We start from the raw sequence: 19,124 nt of genomic DNA, 5'->3' as shown, positions 1-19,124 counted from the left end.
TACCTTTACACTTAGATTTTGACCATCATACCATCAGCCAGAGACATGCGGTAGGCCCGCACGGCCGGAACCATGCTCACAATTGCGCCAGCCGCCACCACTCCGAGCAACACCCAGACTTCGCGCAGTGATGGTGGATCAATCGGCAACCAAAGGCCAAAGGCGGCGTCGATGATAGGTTGGCCCACAAACAGCCCGGCATAGAGCAAAGCCAGCCCAAGCACGGCCCCAATTGCGGCCATCACAACCGCTTCAAGCACCAGCAGGCCAAGCACAACACGAGGTCGCGCGCCCATAGCGCGAAAAATCGCCATTTCGCGGCGTCGTTCGTTCAGGCTCGAAAAAATCGTCGCCATCATCCCGATCAAAGCTGTCACAACCACCATCGCCGACACTGCAATCAGCGCGGTTTCGGCGATTCCGACGATTTGCCAGAGCTCTTGCAGCGCCACACCGGGCAAAATCGCCAGAAGTGGTTCTTGCGGATATTCGTTGATGGCCCGTTGCAATCCAAACACCTGTAGGCGGCTTTTGACGCCGACAAGGGCGGCGGTCACCGCCTTGGGCTGGAGCTCCATTTGCCGGATGACATCAGCGGGTGTTGACTGGCCCGGAATCTGCGCGCCGCTTTTCCAATCGACATGGATTGCCTCAATCGCCTCTAGGCTCACGATGACCGTGCGATCAACCGGCGTGCCGGTTTTCTCCAAAATGCCCGAGACGCGAAACGGCTGATCCTTGTGTTCCGAAAAGGAGGCCAACCCATGGGCCACCACTATCGGATCGCCGATATTATACCCCAGCGTCGCCGCCACATCGGCCCCGATCACCGTGTCAAACAGGTCATCCATCAGAGCCCCATCGCGCAGCGCCAGCGATTGACCTGATCGGTATTTGTATCGTTCAAAAAACGCCGTGGTTGTGCCCATGACCCGGAATTGGCGATGGCTATCCCCAAGCGAAATCGGCACGATCCAGTCAACAACCGGCTGGGCGGCAATGTCTTGGTAGCTTTCCCAAGTCAGATTGTTCGTCGCGTTACCGATCCGAAACACCGAGTACAAAAGCAATTGAACCGATCCAGACCGCGCACCAACAATCAGGTCGGTGCCTGAAATCGTGTCGGCAAAGCTCGACTTGGCCCCGGTCCTGACCTTTTCCACCCCAAGGAACAGGGTCACGGACAAGGCGATGGCAAGAATGGTCATTCCAACCGTCAAGGCGCGCGCGCGCAACGACCCAAAGGCAAGACGTAGGATCATGCCGCTGCTCGTTCTGATGTGGCGATGTCAGACATGTGAATAACCCGGTCAAATTGGTCGGAGAGGCGGGCGTCATGGCTCACCATCAGCAGCGCAGTGTCATGGGCGCGCGACTGGGCGAACAAAAGGTCGAGAAATGTGGATTGGCTGGCCGCATCAAGCGAGGATGTCGGCTCATCCGCGATGATCAGCGGCGGCGTTCCGATAAGCGCGCGCGCGGCGGCCACGCGTTGTTGCTGGCCAACACTCAAGCGCCCGGCCCGCGTTGTCATCACCCCGTCGGGCAAGCCCAAATCGCGACACAGCTGCGCTGCTTCCGCCTTGAGATCGGCCACGCGTCGGCGACGCTGTGGAGCGAATTGCAAAGGGAGCAGGATGTTGTCTTGGACGGAAGCAAAAGGCAACAGATTAAACTGTTGAAAAATCAGGCCAATCTGCTCGGCTCGAAACCGATCCCGCTGTCCGGCTGATAGGTCGGCGATCTGGGTTCCAGCCACCGACACCCCACCAGATTGGGCGATAATCGTGCCGCAAATCAACGACAAAAGCGTCGACTTGCCCGATCCGCTTTCGCCCAGCAACAACACGGTTTCCCCCGCTGCCAGCGCAAGTTTCGGAACATGCAACCCAAACGACGCCCGCCCCGGCCAGCGGTAGCGAACGTCGTCCATAAGCAAAATTGCAGCCGTATCAGGCATGAAGCATCCGTTTTAGAACAGGCCGCCAAGATCAAGCACAGGCGCGTCTTTCTCAACTTCAAACGACGTGGCGCCTTTGTCGGAAATGATCTGCACCTCAACCTCAAGCGCATTTGGGAATGTGTCGAAATAGGCAAACGTGATTTGGGTTACCGCAGAAGGATCGGTGCAGTCCAGCAGGTATTGCGCATGGAATTCGGTGTGACCGGCCTCGTCTGCATGATCATCGTGATGGTCTTCGCCGTGCTCGTCATGGTCATCATGACCTTTTTCCGCGTGATCATCATGATCGTCGTGGCCGTGCTCATCGTGGTCGTGATCATCGTGGCCCTTTTCCGCGTGCTCGTCGTGGTCGTGATGGGCTTCTTCACCATGGTCATCGTGCCCCTCTTCACCGTGGTCATCGTGATCGCCTTCGGCCTCAAGCTCGGCACTGGCTTTGGCAACGGTGCACCCGGCTGCATCCGCCAGAACAAACAGATCAAGTGGCTTGACTAGGGCCGCAAGTGCGGTGTCCACGGCGGTTTTGTCCTCAGCGCTTGTTGCCTCATATTCGAAGCCAACAATATCCGCGCCCGGCGCATGCAGTTCCATCGCGATCTGGCCGCCGTCAAAGGCAATGTCCAATTGCCCGACACCATGTTCATGGGCACCAAGCTGGCGCGCGGTTTCGGCGAAAACGGGCGCTGCAATCACGGTCGTCAGAGCAAGAATAGAAAGGGTTTTCATGAGAGTAACCTGTAAACAGAGGAAGGATATTAGGTGGTACAGCCTTGGCAAAGGCCGTGGATTTCAACGATATGGCGGCTGGCGCGAAAGCCAGGCTGGGCCGATAGGACCGACAATTCCGATAGCAAACCCGCGCCGTCATGTTCTTCTACATTGCCGCAGTCTTCGCAGATTCCCAGAACCGGGGCCGACGCCTCGTGGCGACATTGGCACGACACAAAAGCCTTGAGGGATTCGAGTTTGTAGGCCCCGCCCTGATCCGTTAACGCCGCAAGCGCCCGGTACACCGTGGGGGCCGCAAGGCTAGGTTCCTGCCGCTTCATTTGATCAAGAATGGCATAGGCAGTCATGGGTTTTTCATGTTTTTTCATGGGTTTGTCATGGTTGTGGAGCACACCCAAAACGTCAGATTGCCGAACAGATGCTTGTTTGCGCATGTGATCCTCGATAGCCGCTTTGGCCATTTGTTATTTTATAACGTAACAAATCGCAACCCTCTCTTTTCCCCGCCAAGCTCAGCCCCATATCGCCCCCCATCACTTGGTATCGCCCAGCCATAAATCTAAGGGCCGACAATATTGCGCACCAAAAAAGGCGCGCCGTCCTTCGCCGGCGCGCCCCTTTCTGTGTTTTGATCGGCCTAGGGTAAAACCCGCGCGCCCTATTGCCCGCGTGCAATTGGAACCGGGGCCACCAGATATTCGTCGGTCCGATGACCAAACTCGGCCGCATCTTTTGCCGCATAGAAATTCGTCAACGAAATCGCGACCTGAAAACTAAAGTCCGTCGAATAGGCTGAGGAATTGGTCGATGTCGCTGCGGGTACGTTTTGGAACCAGAACATCCACTCTTCCAGATCAGCGATATCAGGAGGATTTGGACCACCATCCGGCACGGATCCGGGGGGCACCAGCGATGTCAGCGGCGGGTATTGCGCCATGATATGGCAGGACAAGCAGGAGGTTGTGTTCAAATCTGCTGGCCCGTTCAAACGCCCGTTCCATCCCAAATGCTGCGGCGGAAGGTTGGGGCTGTCGGTGATGATCGTTTCCAGCAGGTCAGGGTTGACCATGGTTTGGGTCGGCGGAAACGGGTTGGTGGTATTGTCGATGTTTTCAGGGTCATTGCCCCACATCAGCCCGACCGGAATCAGGTTGTACATCATCTTTTCAGCGTCGGTGCGCTGATCAGGGGCCGGGGCACCTTCAACTTCGGCTTGGCCGTTATAGGCAAATGTGCCTAAAACCCAATTGGTTACCGGAGCCGTGCTGTCGCGGACCATGATATCCATCTGCAGCAGATTCACCTCGCGGACAACGCGTTGGACCGGCTTGTCACCAACCGGATTGAAGGTTGGCGTGATGTAGCCTTGCCAGGAAAACGGGTTTTCCAGGAAGGGGATTTTGCCTTCATCCGCGCCTTTGGGCGCATCGGTGAAGAGCAGTTTGGCAAACACCGCGCCATCTTTGAAACCACCACCATACCGCGCATCTGTGGCACGCGGATCGGGGGCCGTTGGGTCTTTCCACATCTCGTACAGAGTATAGGCGGCAATGTCGTTCACCAGCGTGATCGCATAGACAGAGTAATCTCCGTCCTGCCCGGCTTGCCCTGCGGAAATCTGCAGTGGGCTCAGCGGGGCCTCTTTGATCAGACCGTGAAAGCCCTCGGTGCCGCCATTTGGCGGATAGGCAGTTGGCGAACTATGCAGCCAAGGGATGTGATACCAATTGGCCTCGGCATTTTGGAACGGGTCCCAATGCGGGATGTTGCCAAACAAAGCGTAGGCTTTGACCTCTTCCAGGTACTCCGCGGCATAGTCGGGGTTCATAAAATCCCCATTGCCGACAAATGGCGGAACATAGTCGGGCAACGTGTCTGGAAAATCGGTCTTCAGGCGAAAGACGGGCTGATCCGACCAGCAATAGAAATACTCTTGCTGGCTGACCATAAAGCCAAAATCCGGGTAGGGATTGTTGTGAAAATCAAACGCAACTGGATCGGTTTGTTCCTTGACGGGGCGGCTTGCATTCGGCGGCAGCGGCGCGGTGGCGTTATCCGGGCACAATGAATTGATTTTGCTTGGACTTTCGGCCATCCCCGCGCCGGGCAGGGCCAGCATAACGGCCCCGGCCAGCCATGTATATTTGGTGTATCTGTCTCTCATTTATTGGTCTCCCTTTTTGGTTTTTGGGCAAATGTCATTCGGCGGCAAATTGTTCCGGCGTCACTTCCAGCGCGGCGCTGATGGCATCAACGGTGGCAGGCGCATCCAGCACGAAGAACGGATCAAGCCCGCGTTCCACCCGGCTGGCCCGGACCGCGTTGCGCAGCGCCAGGAACACACTGGTGGCAAGAACCAAAGGCGGTTCGCCCACCTCTTTGGACGACAAAACGCCTTCTGTTGGACTTAGGGCAAAGGGCACCTGACTGCGTGGGAACAGATGCGTGTCCATCCGCAGCGGGATCGTTGTGGTCGCCGGCACCTTGTAGCGCCATGTGTTGACACTGTTGAGACGGCCTTCGTTGTCGTCGCCCTTGGGCTGGAAGGCCAGTTTCTCGGTCAAAAGGAACCCAACGCCTTGAACAAATGCGCCCTCGACCTGGCCGATATCAACCGCCGGGTTCAGGCTCATCCCCATGTCATAGGCGATGTCCGAAGAGATGATCTTGGTTTCACCCGTCAGCACATCAACTTCAACCACCGCGCAGGCCGCCGAATAGGTCCATCCACAGAACTGGGTGAAGGAGCCGGGGATAGGCGCGTCGCTGACCGTATAACCGGGGATCGACGGCTGATCGGCGGGGTTTGTCGATTTGTAGGTCACATTGGGCATCTCGTCCAAACCACCCTGGATTTGGGCGTTTTTGGTGGCCGTCAGGTTGATCCGATCACCATAGGCTTGGGTGATCAGCGTCGGCCAGATCATTTTGCCGGTCGCCTTGCTGGTGGCTTGCCAGCCTTTCAGCTTGTGGTTCCAATAATCGACGCCGGTTTTGACACACCAGTCTTCGCCGTTTTGAATCCGCAATTCGTCTGCATAGGCCATCAACCGGGTGCGCATATCCTGACAGAGCTGTTTGACCGCTTCGGCATTATATGACGTGCCGGTCGATCCCCCGGTCGAGGTTGGATTGGGCGTCACGGTTGTGGCCGCGTTTTCGACTCGGACCATATCCATCGGGATGTTCAGCACCATTGCCGCGACTTGCCGCGCCACCGTCAAAAGCCCCTGCCCCATTTCCACGCCGGATTGGTGGATCACCACCGTGCCATCCGACTGGTAGATCGACAACGTGGCCGTGGCCTGTTCCAACATCGGCAGATTATAGCCCGACCCATATTTGACCGGCAGCATCGCAACACCACGCTTGCGCCAGCGATTGGCGGCGTTAAAGCTTTCAACCTCGTCTTGCTTGCACTCCAGCTTGGCCTTGTCCTTGAGCCAATCCCAGACTTCCTGCATGTAGCAATAGGTCAGCGATTGCCCAAATGGCGTGGCCTCTCCGCGCTGATACAGACTGCGTTCGCGCACCTGCTCGCCGGTGATTTTCTCACCCGTAAGGCTCAGCGCATAAGCCGCATCGTCAATCGCGGCCTCGACAATCGCTTTGGATTGAATATCGCCAAAGGCCCGCATGGCCGTCGATGGCGCGGTGTTTGTGCGGCAAACATCAATCTGCGCAAGGTAATTGGGCACCGAATAGGCGTTGTCGGCCCGCGTGATGATGCAGTTCGACACGATAAAGGAACAGTCGTAAAACGCCCCACCATCGCCCCAAAGCTCCATCTTTTGGCCGCGGATACGGCCCCGGTCATCGGGGTTCAGATCCCCATTATCCAATGCGATCTGCACCTTGCCAAAATAGCCGTGGCGTTTGCCTATCATTGCCGTGTCTTGGTCACGGCTCAGCGCAAGACGCACCGGTTTGTTGGTCGCATTGGCGGCCACCACCGCCGGCCCGACCACAAAACGCGTCTGTTCGGTCTTACCGCCAAACCCACCACCGACCGGAGGCACGTTGACTTGCAGATGGTTATATTGCGCGCCAATCGCCATCGCCCCGGTTTGATGCATCTCTTGCGGGCTTTGCGTTGAGGGGCGCAGCGTCATGGTATGGGCGTCGCCCGGCTCGACCAGAACGGCCTGCGGTTCCATATAGAAATGCGCCTGACCGCCCACTTTGTGGGTGGTTCCCACCACGGTACAGGGGATGCCATTCAGGTTAACCTGATCGTCGCGGCTTGGGCGGGTGACCGGATCGGCCCCCCAATCGGCCCAATCCAACAGGCTGCCGGGGCGTTCGATTTTCCAAACATGCGACACGAAACTTGCCCGCGACGGCCAATCGGGAAAGACCGATCCAACGCTCATGGCGTCTTCCAGCGTCAAAACCGGGCTGTCCCACCAATCGGGCTTGTCTGTGCCGTCCGGGGCGTCATAGATTTTGGCCCGGTAGCCGACGCAGTTCTGTTGCACAAATTGCGCAATATCTTCGGCCAGCATCGGGTCATTGGCCGCGATCAACGCCAAACATTGACCGACATAAACCACGGTTCCATCACACAAAAGCGGCTGATCCCCGCCCATCCCTTGCAGGTTGATGCCCGATTTGGGCACATTGTCATGGGTGATCAGATCCTCAAAACCGGCGAATTTCTCAGACAACATCAGGGCCAGAGTGTCGGCTGAAATTTCATCGTCGCTTTCGGGATGTTTGAAATGGAACACACCCAGCGCAACGGTGCTATGGACCAGACTGGAAAACAGGGTGCCATGCGGGCTTGGCAGCTCATGGGTATAGCGCAGCTTGCCTGCGGTTTGCTCCATACCGAGGTACTTGATGAACGGCACACCAACCGGCTGACGCTCCATAGAGGCATCCGATTGCCAGCTTTGACGACCGTCGCTTATCGGCCAATTGCCCCATGCTTCAATGCCAGCGGATTGATCCGTCACAGGCACATCCCCGCCCAGCTGTTCAAGCCCGTTGACATAGGCTTTGTACAGATAGCTCGCGGCCAGTTGCGCCTTGTAGGCGTTTGGAACGCCCTCATCGGGCAAACCGGCCATGCGCTCAGTTTGGCGATCCAACTCCTCAAGCACTTCGCCCAACAAACACTCTGCAACTTCGGCGATGGCCCCAAGGTTAAACGGTCTGCCGCGCATCAACTCTTGTGTCGCGCGGGCCTGCCATGGATAGGGGGCAATGCCGCCAAAGGTCAGGCAAGCGGCCTCAATCGTACCATCCGGCGTCACGTCAATCTGGGTCGTTGTGTTGACCAATGAATGCGAGTTCACCTCGCGCAGCGCCACCTTTTGCGCCAAGGTCACCACGCCCTCGCCCGGTTCCACCGGCACTTGGAAACGGATCAAGATCATCCGGCTCGCTAGGCCTGGGTCTTGGCTCAGGACGTCAAACAACTCGTCAATGCGGATCCACTGCGCCTGTGCTCCGCCTTCAATATCGACAAACTCAACCCATGATTTTGTCCCTGCAAGCGCTGTTGCCGCATCCGATGGGAAGGGCTCGCCCTGCGCAATATGATGCGCGACCAGCATGAAGTTGCCGCCAAGTGTCGCCGCATTGCGCACCAACCTGCCTGCGGTTCGCATCGCCATATGATGCACCGCGCCAAGCGGCGTTGTGCTTGGGTAAACAATGCGCCCGTCCGGCTCGGTAACCGTCTGACCCAGAGCCTGCATTTCCGTTTCAAGCGCCGCAATCAAATCGCTGTAATCCGTTCCGGCGGGGATGTTGAGATAGCCGTCGATTTGCGATGGCGCACCGTGCAAACCGGGCACCGCACGAATGTCGATCAGAACATCCGCCGCGCGGTATTCCTCTTTGTAGATGCCATAAGACGTGTTCGCATGGACCAAGCGCGCCGTCGGATGCGTTTCCATCAGATTGACCAAATCAGGCACCGAGGTTGGGGCAAACCATTTGCGCGCGCCGCTGGTCTGCTCGGCTGGGGCTGGCACATGGTCGGCCGCATCCGGGTAGGGAATTTCAATTTGTGAAGCTGGGATTTGGGTGCGGGCTTCGTGATCAAGGCGGCATTTCATCCGCTCCTTTTCATCCAGTTCGCTCCAATCCGAGGCAAAGGTCTTCATCCCGGTCAGGATCGCCCGGTAACCGGTACAGCGGCACAGATTGCCGTCCAAAGCCTGTTCAATCTCGCGCTTGGTCGCGTCGGGATTGTTGTACAAATACTCGGTCATGTTCATCACAAACCCAACCGAGCAATAGCCACATTGCGTGCCATTATTGGCCGCCAAACGATGCGCGACCGGGTTCATACCACCATGCGCCGGCACCGTCCCAAGCGGGACTTTCGCCCCATCATCAATGGCTTCGGCCGCTTTGTCAGCACTGGCGACCACGTCAATATGCTGCTCCTGCGCTTCAAGCACCGACATCAAAGGCGGCGTAACCGGGCGGGCCTGACGTTGCCCCCGCGGGGACCCGGCGCGCCCCATCACCGGGTTATGTTCAAGCCGTGCAGGAATGGGTTGATTGGGCGTTCCGGTGCCCTCGACCGTGGTCACCACCAAGCCGTTCAATGCACAAACTGGCCGCAAACAAGAGTTGATCGCCCGATGTCTGGGTTGATCTTTTTCGCCATCCCAATCAGATAAGATCACCGTGCAGCCACCGCACCCGCCCTGCCCACAGGGTTTCTTGGGGCCCGTCAAATTGATGTCCGGCGATTTCAGGTAATCAATCAACAACAAATCTGGCGATGGGTCGTCCAAAGTAACTTTGTCACCGTTGAGAAAAAACGTAACTTTATTGTCCATTGTTCAAACCTCTGTGCAGCTATCTGAAAATATTGAGAAAATGGGTTAAGCGGTGCGGTGATACGCCGCCCGGCTCCACATCATCGTATCGGCACCCGGCCAAACCATAACCAACCCATCCGCGCCATCAGGGCAGAGCGCATGCAACCCACCAGCAGGCAAAGACACGCCGGGGATCTGTTGCTCGCGCGTCCATCCCGCCTGGTCCAGAGAGCCAAAACCGTTTGAGCGTTCAGAGCCCGGAGTCAAAATTCCGGTCAGGCCAAAAACAGTGTCATAGGCCTGCGGCGTGTCCGCATAGGCGGCGCGATGCACCAGATGCAATTCGCCGTCCATTGTCGCCAGGGTCAGCTTACCATCCGCAAGATATTCGTTCTTGAGTGCAGACAGTTTCTTGGCAAAATTGCCGACCTCGAAATCAGCAACGGCCCATGCATATTGTGTGGTGTTGTTGTCGGGGGCCGGGTTTCCGGCAAAATCCTTGGCCACAAGCACGTTAAAGGCGGCGAGGTTATAAGATGTCACTCGCATCACTTGCGTGTTGCGCTCTTTGTAGACCAGGAACAGCGATGGCCCAAGCTGTCCCAACGCCATAGGCCCGTCAGACAGTTGCCCCACGGGCGTTGCCGTACCCCATTCACCGTCAAAGACCGAACTGAAAATGAACCCCTGCGGGTCTTGCCAGCACACCATCGCCTTGGCGGCATCCTTGTCACCAATGTCGCGATATCCCAACAGGGTCAGATTGCTGCCTCGGATGTCATCGGGCATGGGCCTTGGATCGCACCAATGCACCCCGTCCCGTGACAGGCTAAACACAAACCCCCCATCGTCGCGCGGCATCACCAGCATCACGCTGTCTTTGAACGCGGTCAGGCGCACATCGCCTTGGGGCAACGCAAACCCGGTCGGCACAGGAGCGCTCCACTGACCGCCCTCAAGCCGCGACGTCACCAGCGCCCCATCGGTGTCTGTCACCAAACAGGGCACATCGCCACACAGCGCTGCTTCGGCCACCTGCCCCAAGGGCAAATCGGCCTGTTGCGGTTTGGACCAATCATAGGTTTGCCCCCACAATCCCCGCACCCAACCTGCGTCCTTGTCATTCCTGTCCAAGCTGTTGAGGTCAAAGTTCTTTTCGATGGTACGCAGCAGGCTATAGTGGTTAAAGGGCCGGTCCCATGTGCTGCCCGGCGTGATCATATCCCCCAACAAAACAGAGTAGATTTGATTGGGGCCATCGTAATTGGTGTCATAGCCCACAGCGTCATAATCCGCCTCATCAAAGGTGATCATGATCAAAGTGCCCTCAGGCACCCGCGAGGCTTTCCACGCCTTTTCCGGGTCGCTCAGCAACAGATCGACATCAAGGTTCAAACCGATATTGGCAACGCCAGAAGCCTGCGCGCCCTGCACGTTTTCCACGCCCGGATCACCCAAAAACACGTATTCCAACCAAGCCGACAATTGCGGAACCAAGCGGGTGCGCGGATTGGTGTCAAAATGGGTGTTATAAAGGTAATGCCCATCGTTCCAAATATCGGGCGTGAACCAGGAATACTGAGGGAGGTTGCCGTTTTCGACGTCATTCCAAAACTGGTTTTCGTCAACGATTTTCGCCCAGCGATCCGGGTTTGACTGAATGGTTCGGAATGATGCAAAGGCGTTGTGTTTGCGAAAATACCGAGCAAGCGCGTCATTGCTATTGGGGTATTGAGCCAAGGGGGCGTCAGCCGCAGGATAAGTCGGTTTGGCCCAGTTTTCGTTCCAAAGCTCTGGGGGCAATGCCTCCATATAGGCCTTCCAGCTGACATTTTTCTCTTCGATCCGGTCGATCAGCGTTTGCTGCGGCAAGGGAGTCGTCGGAGCGTCGTCATTGGTGACATTGCACAGCTCCCCCGCGAGAGAGGCCACGTAATTTGTCTGTGAAGGATGAAAACACCCAAAGGAATTGGTCAGCGACATCCCGGCACGGGCCAATTTGCCCATAAAGGCATCGCTCAGAACATAGTTCCGGTATTGGTTTTCCATCATAACAATGAGGATTCGATCAAACGCTTGGGGCACTATGGCTCTCCCTGGCAAAGGCCTGTCGGCTCGCTTGGTAATCAATCAGTTGGCTCAATTTTGTCGTGTAAAGATGCAGCTAAAATCTTCTTTTAATCAACCCTTGATTATATTTTTTCTAGATTTTCTATCGTAAGGTGTTGAGGTCGTATTGAAAGCTCTGGGGCTGTCATCCGCGTACAGCAGTCAGCCCCGCGCCCTAGTGGGGCGAAGCGCCTGCTTTAACGAGGGGGGGGGGGCGGGCATAAGATGCGGCCAAAACATCTTGCGCACATAGAAAAAGGCGGCAAAAAATTTGCCGCCTTTCTGTCTCCGAGGATGAGCGCTCTTGTCCTGTTCAGCACGCACATGCGCCCTGAACCTGTGACCGAGTGTTCAACCCAATGTGGATATTTGGTTTAAGAACAGATGGGCGAACCCAGCCTGTTTTAGCGGCGGATGCCGAGGCGTTTGATCAGGTCCTGGTAACGGGCCACATCTTTGGCTTTGGTGTAATCCAGCAGCTTACGACGCTGAGCAACCAACTTAAGAAGACCACGACGCGAGTGGTTGTCTTTCTTGTGGGTTTTGAAGTGCTCGGTCAGTGTCGAGATACGCGAGGTGAGGATAGCAACCTGTACTTCGGGCGAACCTGTGTCGCCTTCTTTGGTGCCGAATTCTTTCATCAAGCGTGTTTTTTCTTCGGGCGTAATCGACATCGGGGTCTCCTTTCAGAAGATAAGGGTTATGGCGCAAGCCGGGATGTCGTCCAGCAAGGCCCGTGGAGATATCCGCAAGAGCGGATGCGCGCACATACGCGATTCCCAATCAAAAGGGAAGAGAGTTTGTCAGTGTGTTGATTTCTTTGGCACCGCGTTCATAGGGTTTAAGGGCGGACGCGGCCGCCCCTTAGGCAACGGCCAATTCCTCAGCGACGCTTTCACCAACCAAGACAACGGTTTCCAATGTCGGTGCGTTTTCACTGGCCAGGGTTGCCAAAACGGTGCCATCCACCACAATCTCGGTGGTGTTCGGATCATCAGCCGACGCCCGAATTTCAAGTTCAGGATCTTCACCGCCAGCGCTATCATCATAGACGATGACAAGCTGATCTTCCGCGTTGTCATAATCCATAAACTGAGCAGCATCGCCGGTTATCCAATCCCCCAGCACAAAGGTATCTTCGCCTTCGCCTGCGGTGACAATATCGCCCGACCCGGCGGTGATTGTGTCGTCGCCATCACCGCCATTCAGGAAGTCTTGATCGTCAATATCTTCGCCAGTTTCATCGCGGACAACGCCGTTTACAATATCATTGTCGAAGCCGCCAAACAGCGTGTCTGAGCCCAGTCCGCCATGCAATGTATCCGCACCTTCGCGACCGCCAAGGGCATCATCGCCGATGCCCCCATCCATCAGATCGTCGCCCAGACCGCCAACCAAATGGTCGTCACCGGACCCGCCTTGCATCGCATCGTCGCCATGATGACCGTACAAATCGTCATCATCGGCGCCGCCATCCAACACGTCATCGCCATCTTCGCCATGCACGGTGTCGTTCTCGTCTCCGCCAAGCACCGTGTCGTTGCCATCGTTGCCGTGCAGTTCGTCGTCTTCACCGCCGCCAGAAATCACATCATCGCCGTCCAACCCAATCAGGGCATCGGTGTGATCGCTTCCCGCCATGGAATCATCGTCGTCTGTGCCGCTTTCAACCAGCCCCAATTGCTCAAACAAAGACCCGGTTTGCCCTGCGCCATCCGCACCAGAGTTTTGAGGGGTGTCATCGACAAGCTCATCATCGGGCGTGGCAGTGCTCACCACCACCACGGAACCAAGGGCCATCATCCCAAGAAGACCAGCTAAGAAAAACATCGCATCAAACCTCACACGGAGCCGCTGGAAACATCCCAGATTGCGGCCCTTTATTCAATAATATTCGCGTTCGGTGGTTAACGAATGCCTTCAAGGTTTGTTGGCAATTTCATCAATAACCTGCCCTGCAAGGGAACCGATAATCGGGACAAATTCGATTTGGCTGAGCACAAGAACAACCACAGACACCAGGGCCGTTGCGCCAATAGCAGTGCCCAACCCAAAGGCCAGACCGCGCAAGAACTGAAACCCAATCAAGCGCGGGATCGAATTGTGAACACGCACAAACCGATGCGCATTTAACCGCGCCACCTCATCGGCCAGACGGCCCAATTCAAGCGTGTCAGTGTGTTGTGAAGAAACAGGTTTAGACATAACGGGCCTCCTTGGGCCAAGCCGTCGGCTTTGTCGCGTAAGAAACATAAAGGGGATGGCGCGGATGGCCGTCCTTGGTCAAGCCCAAGTGTCGTACATCACCATTCAAAAGCGGCGCAACCCGCGTGCCCTGCCCCAATAGCGCGCCATGCGTTCCCCACCCAGCAATGGTCATTTGCGCTTTGCCCGACCATTGGCCGAGCAAGGCGGCGTTTTCAGGCCCCTCTGGGTCATCCGCTTTGCGCAAATCGGTGGGCAGCGTGGCGCGAAAGGCAAATAAATTGGCGATTTTCAAGGTGCCAAACCCAAGCTGGATCGCGCGGCGCTGGCAGCGCTCAATCGTCGGGTCATTCTTTTCTTCGGTCGCCGTTGACGGGTTGAGCATCACAAACAGCAACGCCGGCCCCTCCCCCCAAATCCGCTCAAGCCCATAGCGATAGGTGCCGCAGGGCGAATAATAGGCAATGCTGCGTTGCCCGTCTTGGTCTGCATGGCGTTCAATCATGGCCGCAAGCTGCCGAATGCGCCGCCCCAGCGCAAGACCCGTTGACAGCCGCGCCGCACTGAGGCCCTTTGGCAGCGACACTCGCGTATCAGGATCAAGCCGATGAATTTTGAGATGATTTCCGCCGCTGCAAAACGGGTCGATGGCCATGTCCGCCGCACACCGCTGTTGTCCTCACCAGCACTGGATGACATTGCGGGCAAACGCATTTTGGTCAAGGCAGAGTGCCTGCAACATACCGGAAGCTTCAAATATCGCGGCGGATGGTCGGCGGTCTCGGCGCTTGACGAAGCCACCCGAAACCGTGGTGTGATCGCGTTTTCATCGGGCAACCACGCCCAAGGTATTGCCGCTGCGGCCCACGCCTTTGGCATCCCGGCGGTCATTGTCATGCCCTCAGATGCACCGACGTTGAAAATCGAAGGCACCAAACGGCTGGGCGGCGAAGTCGTGTTGTATGACCGAGGCGCACGCGAGTGCCGTGAAACGATTGGCACAAATATCGCAAAAGAACGCGGGCTGACCCTGATCAAACCCTATGACGAACCCCAAGTGATCGCCGGACAAGGCACCTGTGGTTTGGAAATCGCCGAGCAAGCCGCCGCATTAGGGGTGAGCGAAGCTGATGTTTTGGTCTGTTGCGGAGGCGGCGGCTTCACATCCGGCGTGGCGCTGGCGCTTGCGGAAAAAGCCCCGAAAATGCGCGTCCACCCGGCAGAACCCGTGGGATATGACGATGTTGCTCGCTCATTGAAATCGGGCAAAGCGGAACGGAACGCGGTAGAAGCCGGTGGGCTGTGTGACGCGATCCTCACACCGATGCCCGGTGAAATCACCTTTCCGATCATGTCGCGCCTGTGTGGCCCCGGTCTGGTTGCCAGCGAAGACGAGGCCTTACGCGCCATGGGGCTGGCGTTTCAACACCTCAAGGTGGTGGCCGAACCCGGTGGAGCCATTGCCTTGGCCTGTGCCTTGTTTCACGCGGATGATGTCGACAGTGACACGATTATCGCGACAATTTCAGGTGGCAATGTAGACCCGAGCATTTTTGCCCGCGCGCTTGAGACGCTTTAGGGTCAGGCCCCATAAATTTGCGCTCCCAGCAAGGGCCTGAGATGCTTTGCGCCATTGGCTCGTGCCATTGGGCCTACAGTTTCGAAGGCATGGGATGAGCCGCGCGGCTTGCGCAGTCAATGCTGGCTTACGCAGTCAATGCTGGATGTCTGGGCTGGATATCTGGGCGTGGTGGCCGAGCGAAAAACAACAGGCATCCCTCTTAGCCCGTCATCCCAGAGGGATGCCAACCGGCCCTTGCGCGCTATTGGCGTGACGGGCGTCATGAACCGAGCCCCAGCCTGCGGCATATGCCCTTGAATGAGCGGCCTCTTGCTAGAGCCTGAACCCTATGCCCCTATGCCTGATCAAAAGCGAAATCCGTCAAACCGCGCCTCGTTATTTCACCGGGTCTGCGTTCCGTCCCTAGCCGTCGCGACAGACTCACTCCTCAAGCGATCTCGCCTCGTCGACCAACATCACCGGAATGCCATCGCGAATCGGAAAGGCAAGTTTGGCGCTTCGGCTGACCAGTTCTTGTTTCTCAGCGTCATAATCGAGGCCGCCTTGGGTCACCGGGCAAATCAGCGCTTCTAACATACGCCGGTCGATCACTGTGTTCGGGCTCATTGTATCAAATCCTCTTCTCCCCCGCGAAGGGAGTATTCTATCAGCGTCACAAGGGTCTCACGCCGTGTCGTCAGGGACGGAGCCTCAAGCAGCGCTTGGCGGTCTTCCGGGCTCAGATCAAGCAACATAGAGAGTGAATTGATCAGCAATTCGTCATCCGCATCCTTGAGCGTCGGCCAATCCACTGACAATTCCTGAACATCGAAATACCGCTCCAGCAGGTTCATAAACCGAGGGCGGTCAAAGGCATGATCCTCCTCAGCCCCTTCAAGATCGCGCTCAAACCCCGACCACGACACGCGGCAGCGGCGGTAGGGCTGAAACCCCTCCAGCTCTTCTATCACCCGATAGCGCGACACCCCCGACAAGGTGATCATATACCGCCCGTCCTCAGTTTCGGAAAACTGGGTGATCCGCCCGGCGCAGCCAATGCTGTGCAGACGCGGATTTTCGCTTTCGGGGGTTGGGCAGGGTTGGATCATCCCGATCAAACGGGTCTGCGTTTTGAGCACATCATCCAGCATCGCCAAATAGCGCGGCTCAAAAACATGCAGCGGCAACCGCGCCCGAGGCAGCATCAAAGCCCCCGGAAGCGGGAAGACCGGCAAGGTCTCAGGAAGATCAGTCAGCCGTTTCATACCCGGCAATCTAGCGCAGTCGGGCCGTTAGGCAAAGATCATCGAGCTAAGCTTGCGCCGCCCATTGAGCACCACCGGGTCATTTGGCTTGAGCGCATCGAAAATGGTGAACAGCTGGGCCTTGGCCGCGCCGTCATTCCACTCACGGTCGCGCCGGAACAGTTCAAGCAACTGGGCCACCGCATTTTCGGCATCATCATTGGCGTGCAATGCCTGGGCCAGATCAAACCGCGCCTGATGGTTGTCAGGGTCCGCCTCAACCGCCGCCGTCAGCTCAGCCACAGGGCCAGCATCCGCCGCCTGTTTGGCCAGCTCAATCTGCGCATGGGCCGCTTCGAGTTCGGGCGCGCCCGAAATCTCAGCCGGGGCACCGTTCAAGATTGCCTCGGCCTGCGCCAAATCATCCTGCGCCAAATGCGCCTGCACCAACCCGGCAAAGGCGCGCACATTGTTGGGATCTTCTTCCACAACCGCGGCATAGGTCTGGGCCGCATCATCTGCCGCGCCTGCCTCAAGCATTTCATCGGCCGCATCCAGCGCGCCATCAAGACCACCCGACGCATCACCGCCGCCCGCCTCAACCACACGACCCACAAAGGCTTTGACCTCAGATTCAGGCACCGCGCCCTGAAACCCATCAACCGGCTGGCCCTGCCAAAAGGCGTAAACCGTCGGAATCGACTGAATTTGCAACTGACCGGCAATCATTTGCGCTTCGTCGACATTGACCTTGGCCATCTTGACCGCGCCATTCGCCGCCGTCACAGCCGCTTCAAGCTGAGGCCCCAGCGTTTTGCACGGCCCACACCAAGGGGCCCAAAAATCAACAATAACCGGGGTTTCCATCGAGGCGTCGACAACCTCTCTCATGAAATCCGCCTCGGTCACATCCTTGATCAGATCAGTCGCCGCCGGTGCGGCACCACCCAGTTCCAACATAATTTCCTCCGCCAGTTGCGGTTGCGTTGCCTGCTAGATGGCGCAGGATTGGCTTGGTTGCAAGGGTATGCCTCAACTTGGCGGCGCTTCCGGGGCCTTCTTTGTATGCCGACCTTGATGCGCCTCAATGATCGGTCGATAGTCGGGAACATTGGCAAGGCTTGCCGCAAACCAATCGGCAAATACCGCGCCATACGTACCTGCCACCTCAAGAAGCAAGGGCAGGTTCGCCTTGACAAAGGCAGACACCGGTACACCCACCAAGTCAGTCACAACTTGACCGGCCACCGCATTGGCGACAAAACCAAAACCGCTCACCCCGATCACCCAAAGCACATTTCGATTGATGGCTTTCTTGGCTTCTTTGGCTTGCGGGTCAGGATTGTCCGCAACCGATTGTTCCATTGCCCGCAATCGCGGCCCCATGGCGTCAACATCCCCGGCGACCGCATGGCTCATCTCACTGCGCACGTGATCATCTGCGTCACTATCTGGGTTTTCGCGGGCTTTGCGCGCGCGTTCCATCAACAGCGTCACCAAAGGGTGATCCACCGTCAGCGCACCCCCGGCATCCACCATGGCCGACAACTGCGCAACAATATGGGCTTCGAACGCCATACCCTCTTCTTGACCAACGGCTTCTATTGCGCGCAGCTCAACAAGGGCCAGATGCAAACCCGCCATATCCAGCGTCTCAAACGGGGTGTCGACCAGCTCCGCCAAATGACGGGCCAGATCGGCCAGCCGGGGAAATTGATTTCCCGCCGATCTGGCAAGCCGATCAGCCATAGCTGGCATTGCTTGATGCATGGCGCGTTTGAGCGCATCCTCTCGCTCTGCCGCGTCTGGACAGGAGGCCGCAACCTCTAGCTTGTTGCCTTCTTCGACGACCTGAAACAAAGGGTCGGGTTCCGGCTCGTTGATGCGCGCCTGTTCCCCCGGTGGCTCCCAATCCTCCAGATACTCAAACAGGGTTTCGAGCCGCGCTGTGTCATCCTCGATCTCGGCAATCTCCGCCAATCGGGTGTCGACCTGCGCGGCGGGGGTGTCTTGAAAGGTCACACCTTTATCCAAATAACCCAGTTCAACACCGCGCATATGTGCCAGCGGTCGCAAGTCCACCACCTGACTACCGTCCAGCCGCACATCACGAAGGTGCGGTAGGCCTGACAAAGGGGACAAAAATTGAATTTGGGTATTTCGAAGGTACAGGCTTTTTAACTCTGTCACCTCTGACAGCGGCGACAGATCGCTGACCGACGTGTCGTTTAACCTCAGGTCCGACAAAGCGCTCAACCCGGACAGCGGCAACAGATCGCTGACCGGCGTGTCGTTTAACCACAGGCCCGTCAGAGCACTCAACCCGGACAGCGGCAACAGATCGCTGACCGACGTGTCGTTTAACCACAGGGCCGACAAAGCACTCAACCCGGACAGCGGCGACAGATCGCTGACCAACGTGTGGTCTAACCAAAGGAGCGACAAAGCGCTCAACCCGGACAGCGGCGAAAGATCGCTGACCGACGTGTAGTGTAACCTCAGGTCCGACAAAGCGCTCAACCCAGAAA

General features: G+C 57.2%; 16 protein-coding genes. 1 reads left to right on the top strand and 15 read right to left on the bottom strand.

Going from position 1 to position 19,124, the window contains the following annotated elements; all coding sequences use genetic code 11:
* Positions 1–11: 11 nt before the first annotated feature.
* The 11 genes from ACRBB0_RS04700 to ACRBB0_RS04650 form a co-directional block, all read right to left on the bottom strand.
* A complete protein-coding gene (locus tag ACRBB0_RS04700) occupies positions 12–1,262 on the bottom strand; it encodes an ABC transporter permease (protein WP_431373250.1) in 1,251 nt (416 codons plus the stop codon).
* A complete protein-coding gene (locus ACRBB0_RS04695; RefSeq protein WP_431373249.1) occupies positions 1,259–1,960 on the bottom strand; it encodes an ABC transporter ATP-binding protein in 702 nt (233 codons plus the stop codon). Before ACRBB0_RS04695 ends, ACRBB0_RS04700 begins: the two co-directional genes overlap by 4 nt.
* 12 nt (positions 1,961–1,972) lie before the next feature.
* A complete protein-coding gene (gene zrgA / locus ACRBB0_RS04690) occupies positions 1,973–2,689 on the bottom strand; it encodes a zinc uptake protein ZrgA (RefSeq protein WP_431373248.1) in 717 nt (238 codons plus the stop codon).
* Between the two features lie 29 nt (positions 2,690–2,718).
* A complete protein-coding gene (locus tag ACRBB0_RS04685; RefSeq protein ID WP_431373247.1) occupies positions 2,719–3,060 on the bottom strand; it encodes a Fur family transcriptional regulator in 342 nt (113 codons plus the stop codon).
* Positions 3,061–3,350: 290 nt separating this feature from the next.
* Positions 3,351–4,856, bottom strand: a complete 1,506-nt coding sequence (locus tag ACRBB0_RS04680) for a hypothetical protein (protein ID WP_431373246.1) — start codon at positions 4,854–4,856, stop codon at positions 3,351–3,353.
* Positions 4,857–4,890: 34 nt separating this feature from the next.
* Positions 4,891–9,495, bottom strand: a complete 4,605-nt coding sequence (locus ACRBB0_RS04675) for a molybdopterin cofactor-binding domain-containing protein (protein WP_431373245.1) — start codon at positions 9,493–9,495, stop codon at positions 4,891–4,893.
* Between the two features lie 45 nt (positions 9,496–9,540).
* Complete coding sequence (locus ACRBB0_RS04670; RefSeq protein WP_431373244.1) at positions 9,541–11,562, bottom strand: alkaline phosphatase family protein; 2,022 nt, start codon at positions 11,560–11,562, stop codon at positions 9,541–9,543.
* A gap of 428 nt (positions 11,563–11,990) precedes the next feature.
* Positions 11,991–12,260: a 30S ribosomal protein S15 gene (gene rpsO / locus ACRBB0_RS04665; RefSeq protein WP_299922608.1), complete on the bottom strand. Its 270-nt coding sequence runs from the start codon at positions 12,258–12,260 to the stop codon at positions 11,991–11,993.
* Positions 12,261–12,450: 190 nt separating this feature from the next.
* The gene (locus ACRBB0_RS04660) at positions 12,451–13,416 is read right to left on the bottom strand and encodes a calcium-binding protein (protein WP_431373243.1); all 966 of its coding nucleotides are present in this window, start codon (positions 13,414–13,416) and stop codon (positions 12,451–12,453) included.
* Between the two features lie 90 nt (positions 13,417–13,506).
* Entirely contained in the window at positions 13,507–13,791 is a 285-nt protein-coding gene (locus tag ACRBB0_RS04655) for a DUF5665 domain-containing protein (RefSeq protein ID WP_431373242.1), read from the bottom strand.
* Positions 13,784–14,377: a DUF1643 domain-containing protein gene (locus ACRBB0_RS04650; protein WP_431373241.1), complete on the bottom strand. Its 594-nt coding sequence runs from the start codon at positions 14,375–14,377 to the stop codon at positions 13,784–13,786. Before ACRBB0_RS04650 ends, ACRBB0_RS04655 begins: the two co-directional genes overlap by 8 nt.
* 21 nt (positions 14,378–14,398) lie before the next feature.
* Here ACRBB0_RS04650 and ACRBB0_RS04645 point away from each other — a divergent pair, with 21 nt between their 5' ends.
* Positions 14,399–15,370: a threonine ammonia-lyase gene (locus tag ACRBB0_RS04645; protein WP_431373240.1), complete on the top strand. Its 972-nt coding sequence runs from the start codon at positions 14,399–14,401 to the stop codon at positions 15,368–15,370.
* Between the two features lie 423 nt (positions 15,371–15,793).
* Here ACRBB0_RS04645 and ACRBB0_RS04640 read toward each other — a convergent pair whose 3' ends face one another.
* The 4 genes from ACRBB0_RS04640 to ACRBB0_RS04625 all read right to left on the bottom strand — a co-directional run.
* On the bottom strand, positions 15,794–15,979 hold the full coding sequence (locus ACRBB0_RS04640) for a Trm112 family protein (RefSeq protein ID WP_431373239.1): 186 nt from the start codon (positions 15,977–15,979) through the stop codon (positions 15,794–15,796).
* On the bottom strand, positions 15,976–16,617 hold the full coding sequence (locus tag ACRBB0_RS04635; protein WP_431373238.1) for an LON peptidase substrate-binding domain-containing protein: 642 nt from the start codon (positions 16,615–16,617) through the stop codon (positions 15,976–15,978). Before ACRBB0_RS04635 ends, ACRBB0_RS04640 begins: the two co-directional genes overlap by 4 nt.
* Positions 16,618–16,644: 27 nt before the next feature.
* A complete protein-coding gene (locus ACRBB0_RS04630; RefSeq protein WP_431373237.1) occupies positions 16,645–17,556 on the bottom strand; it encodes a tetratricopeptide repeat protein in 912 nt (303 codons plus the stop codon).
* A 72-nt stretch (positions 17,557–17,628) separates the two neighbouring features.
* A partial coding sequence (locus ACRBB0_RS04625; RefSeq protein WP_431373236.1) for a leucine-rich repeat domain-containing protein occupies positions 17,629–19,124 on the bottom strand: 1,496 nt, incomplete at its 5' end.

Origin of the sequence: Pelagimonas sp. (genome assembly GCF_050633425.1) — a bacterium.
Taxonomy (GTDB): domain Bacteria; phylum Pseudomonadota; class Alphaproteobacteria; order Rhodobacterales; family Rhodobacteraceae; genus Pelagimonas.
This window is presented reverse-complemented; position numbering and strand designations above follow the sequence as displayed.

Coding starts and splice junctions, on each gene's coding strand:
- ACRBB0_RS04635 (WP_431373238.1), bottom strand. CDS start 16,617: ATGAAACGGCTGACTGATCTTCCTGAGACCTTGCCGGTCTTCCCGCTT.
- ACRBB0_RS04675 (WP_431373245.1), bottom strand. CDS start 9,495: ATGGACAATAAAGTTACGTTTTTTCTCAACGGTGACAAAGTTACTTTG.
- ACRBB0_RS04655 (WP_431373242.1), bottom strand. CDS start 13,791: ATGTCTAAACCTGTTTCTTCACAACACACTGACACGCTTGAATTGGGC.
- ACRBB0_RS04680 (WP_431373246.1), bottom strand. CDS start 4,856: ATGAGAGACAGATACACCAAATATACATGGCTGGCCGGGGCCGTTATG.
- zrgA (WP_431373248.1), bottom strand. CDS start 2,689: ATGAAAACCCTTTCTATTCTTGCTCTGACGACCGTGATTGCAGCGCCC.
- ACRBB0_RS04660 (WP_431373243.1), bottom strand. CDS start 13,416: ATGTTTTTCTTAGCTGGTCTTCTTGGGATGATGGCCCTTGGTTCCGTG.
- ACRBB0_RS04640 (WP_431373239.1), bottom strand. CDS start 15,979: ATGAGCCCGAACACAGTGATCGACCGGCGTATGTTAGAAGCGCTGATT.
- ACRBB0_RS04685 (WP_431373247.1), bottom strand. CDS start 3,060: ATGAAAAAACATGAAAAACCCATGACTGCCTATGCCATTCTTGATCAA.
- ACRBB0_RS04645 (WP_431373240.1), top strand. CDS start 14,399: ATGAATTTTGAGATGATTTCCGCCGCTGCAAAACGGGTCGATGGCCAT.
- ACRBB0_RS04700 (WP_431373250.1), bottom strand. CDS start 1,262: ATGATCCTACGTCTTGCCTTTGGGTCGTTGCGCGCGCGCGCCTTGACG.
- rpsO (WP_299922608.1), bottom strand. CDS start 12,260: ATGTCGATTACGCCCGAAGAAAAAACACGCTTGATGAAAGAATTCGGC.
- ACRBB0_RS04630 (WP_431373237.1), bottom strand. CDS start 17,556: ATGTTGGAACTGGGTGGTGCCGCACCGGCGGCGACTGATCTGATCAAG.
- ACRBB0_RS04695 (WP_431373249.1), bottom strand. CDS start 1,960: ATGCCTGATACGGCTGCAATTTTGCTTATGGACGACGTTCGCTACCGC.